Consider the following 3,088-nt stretch of genomic DNA (forward strand, 5'->3'; position numbering starts at 1 on the left):
CATCTTTAGTTACACGGATAGCTAATGAATTGTCTTCGGCTATTAAGTTTTCGGCTATTCTAATTGGGTCGTCGTAGATGATGGTAGTAGGTTTTTCGGCATATTTCAGGATGTCATAAGCCACTTCTGGTACGTCTTCGATATATTCATTAAGCATTTTGAAATCGCTTACTAAGCAAATTAGCGACTTCTTGTCGTTTCTGTTTTTTAGTTTAAAAACCTTTTCAACAGCTTCGGGGTTTGTGGCATCGCAGCCAATTCCCCAAACCGTATCTGTAGGGTAGAGAATTAGTCCGCCGCGTTTTAGGATTGTGATTGCGTTTTCGATTTGATTTTTCATCTTTATTGTTTTTGTAGAGAATGATTGATTTTCAAGTACATGTTTTCAAAAAACTTTAAGATATTTATTTTATTGGTATTCCTAATTAGTTTGAAAGCTGTTTCAGGATTTGATGCAGCATATTTTATAAATATTTTGAATTGTTTTGTTCTCAATTTGTCTAAATAAGAGAAGTCTTCAATTTGATATTTTGAGAGATGTGATTCTATAAGTAAAATGCCATTAGATTTATATCCTACTTTTTCTTTTTTAATAAATCGAAAAAATGCAGATATAGTATTGATTTGTAAGTGTAAAATATATGTGCCAATTACTTTTTTTTCTAGCTTGTTCTCTTCAATGCTGTAATACTTATTAAATATATCTTCAATAATTTTCAGGTATGCTTCAAGATTGTTAAAGCTATAGTTTTTGGTAATTGAATCTTGATTATCGATATTGTAAAAGTAGGTTATTCTTGTATTGAAAATTACCTTGTTGGCTAAATGCATTGTTTCGAAAAACCAAAGTTCATCTTCATGAAACACCTCCTTAAACCTTAGGTTATTTAATAGAATTAACTTTCGGCTATATAGCTTATTCCAAACCACTGGACTAAGGGAAAGTTTTAAAGATAGGATTAGCAAATTACAATTAGAAGCTAATTTTTCTTCTTCGCTGAAATGTTCCATGGGTTTTGGATTATGGGTCGTTTGTCCAAGAACTTTTGCGTTATTACCGATAACAATGTCAGCAGACGGTTTATAAGCGTTTAATAGACTTTGCAAACACTGCTCATCTAATAGATCATCAGCGTCAAAAAAAAAAATTAAATCCCCTGAGGCATGGTCTAAACCTGTGTTTCTTGCCCCAGCTGGTCCAGTGTTCTTCTGACAAATTAATTTAAATCTATCATCCCTTTGTGTCCAAAGATTTATTTCTTTAGCTGTTTCATCTGTACTACCGTCATCAACTGCAATACACTCCCAATTTAAATAGGTTTGTGTTAAAACAGTTTTGAACGACTGGGGTATATAGTTAGCCACATTATAACAAGGAATGATAATAGATATAAAGGGTTGGTTCATTTGTTTATAAACATGATTTTAAATATATATATGCGATATCTAATTTTGGTAATTTGTTAAAATATCCTGACTCTTCTTTTATAAATTTGTAAAAATTTTTGTCGTAGTTTATTGCATTACGTATAGTTCTAATAATTGTGTTGTCTATATGTGCTTCAAAAAGCTCTTGGTTGAAATAATTGTAGCTTTTGTTATTTGCTTTAAGTAAATAAGAAGCTTTTACGGTTTTAATAACAGACTCCGCTGATTCATTTCTTTTCAATGAAACTGCATTTACAAAATGTTTTAGATTGGGATCATTAGCAAAGATGCCGATATTTTCTAACTGTCTAGCTCTAATAATAAATTCAGAAGTCTCAAATTTATCTCTTTCGGTTTTACTGATGTTTTTTTCATGCCACCTATAAAACACCAATGATTCTTGAATGTTGTGAAATTTTGTTTTTGCTATTAGTTGGCTCCATAAAGAATAGTCTTCTGCAACAATCATATCTTCATCAAATCGTAAATCACCTAAGATTGATTTTCGTAACATTACAGAAGAGTTTTGTATTGAACAATGACTTAAAAGATCAATCTTGATTTCTTCATGACTTTCATTGTGGTCAATCACCTTGCTTTTATTTCCAAAATAAGTAAACCAAGAACCACACACTCCAATTTTGGGATTGTTTTTTAAAAAATGGATTTGTTTTTCAAAACGAGTGGAAACTATTTTGTCATCAGCATCTAAGAAAGCAATTAACTCTGTTTTTGTAGAATCTATTGCAATATTTCGGGATTTGGCAATACCGAGATTTATGTCATTTTTAAAATATGAAATCCTTTTATCAATATTAGAGTATTTATTGATTATCTTTTGCGTGCCATCTGTGGAAGCGTCATTAATTATAAGCAATTTAAAATCTTTGAAAGTTTGATTTAAAACACTATCAATAGCTTCTTCCAAAAATAGCTCTCCATTATAAACCGGCATTATAACAGTTATTTTAGGCATAAAACGGATTTAATAAACAAAAGTAGCCGTTTAATATAACTAAAACACGTTTTGTATTATACTTAGAAAGGAGAAATAAGTTTATATCAAATTAGTTGTGTCCAGCTTAGATATAAGACCACTAATAGATATAAGACACAAGACTAGCTCTTAATAATTTGACAGTCAGCATGAATTGATTAGTCATACTTTATAGCTTATAAACTACAGAGGAGAACATAATAGCAAGGTGTCTCTTAATAAAATCATTTTTAAGTTCTCGTTCTCTACAGTTAAACAGGGTTTTGTAAAATTTTAAACGGACAATGTTAATTGACTAGGTTGTCTTTAAACGAAGCAAAGCACTATTAAGTAACTCTCAAAAGAATTATAGATGTATCTTCAGAATAAAGAAGTTATTTTAAATTTTTCATTTGTGTTTGCCTATGCCTAATAGAATGGGCTAAGCTTTCACCTCTAAACAGTAGAAATTTAAACATTGGTCTGTACTTCGATTTCACAATAGATTTAAAAAAGTAGGAGATTAAGAGATATGTCTTAATGCTCCAGAATTTTGAATAGCTGAAGTTTTTCCGAAGTACATAGAGGTATGAAAGAAGGTGTTCTTTTTTCATGTCGACATTAAACTCACCACTTTGCCCTTCAAGGTGGATGTAATTTAAGTGAGGTATAAAAGTGGTTTTA

General features: G+C 30.5%; 3 protein-coding genes. All 3 read right to left on the reverse strand.

Annotated elements, in window-relative coordinates:
- Nucleotides 1–340 (reverse strand): L-threonylcarbamoyladenylate synthase (locus VKY41_RS05980; RefSeq protein ID WP_500813529.1); only part of this gene is annotated, 340 nt, incomplete at its 3' end.
- A gap of 2 nt (nt 341–342) precedes the next feature.
- Nucleotides 343–1,407, reverse strand: coding sequence for a glycosyltransferase family 2 protein (locus tag VKY41_RS05985; RefSeq protein WP_500813530.1), 1,065 nt, complete (start codon nt 1,405–1,407; stop codon nt 343–345).
- A gap of 4 nt (nt 1,408–1,411) precedes the next feature.
- A complete protein-coding gene (locus VKY41_RS05990) occupies nt 1,412–2,404 on the reverse strand; it encodes a glycosyltransferase family 2 protein (protein WP_500813531.1) in 993 nt (330 codons plus the stop codon).
- Between the last annotated feature and the right edge of the window lie 684 nt (nt 2,405–3,088).

Origin of the sequence: Xanthomarina sp. (assembly GCF_035306605.1) — a bacterium.
Taxonomy (GTDB): Bacteria; Bacteroidota; Bacteroidia; order Flavobacteriales; family Flavobacteriaceae; genus Xanthomarina.

Bases quoted from the DNA above. Each gene is read 5' to 3' on its own strand.
- VKY41_RS05985 (WP_500813530.1), bottom strand. From the start codon at position 1,407: ATGAACCAACCCTTTATATCTATTATCATTCCTTGTTATAATGTGGCT.
- VKY41_RS05990 (WP_500813531.1), bottom strand. From the start codon at position 2,404: ATGCCTAAAATAACTGTTATAATGCCGGTTTATAATGGAGAGCTATTT.